A 433-nucleotide genomic window follows, 5' to 3' on the forward strand; every position below is an offset into this window, starting at 1 on the left:
ACGTGATGCAGGTCGCACCGCTCAATGAAGCGCTGTTTATGGCGTTACTGTTTTCAATGATTCGCCTCCCCGACCCGATTCGCGACACGCATCAACGGGCGCAGCAACTGCGACTGGAGGTGGCGCGGCTGGTGCTGCGCTTTCGAGAAAAAGGGAACGTACGCTTTAGCGACGAACAAGGGCTTAACGATCAGCTGTATGTCCATCTCGCCCAGGCGCTGAACCGAAGTTTATTCACGATTGGCATCGATAATACGCTTCCGGAAGAGTTCAACCGTCTTTATCCGCGTCTGGTTCGTACCACACGTGAGGCGCTCGCCGGATTTGAAGCCGAATATGGTGTCCACTTTTCCGAGGAAGAGACGGGTCTGGTGGCAGTGATTTTCGGCGCCTGGCTGATGCAGGATAACGATTTGCATGAAAGACAGATCGT

At 54.3% G+C, this 433-nt stretch carries 1 protein-coding gene; it reads left to right on the top strand.

Translation table 11 applies throughout. The features are described from left to right. On the top strand, positions 1-433 hold a 433-nt coding region (locus tag RAD15_RS44015), incomplete at both ends, for a PRD domain-containing protein (protein WP_458184895.1).

The sequence above is a fragment of the Bradyrhizobium sp. 14AA genome, assembly GCF_054185205.1.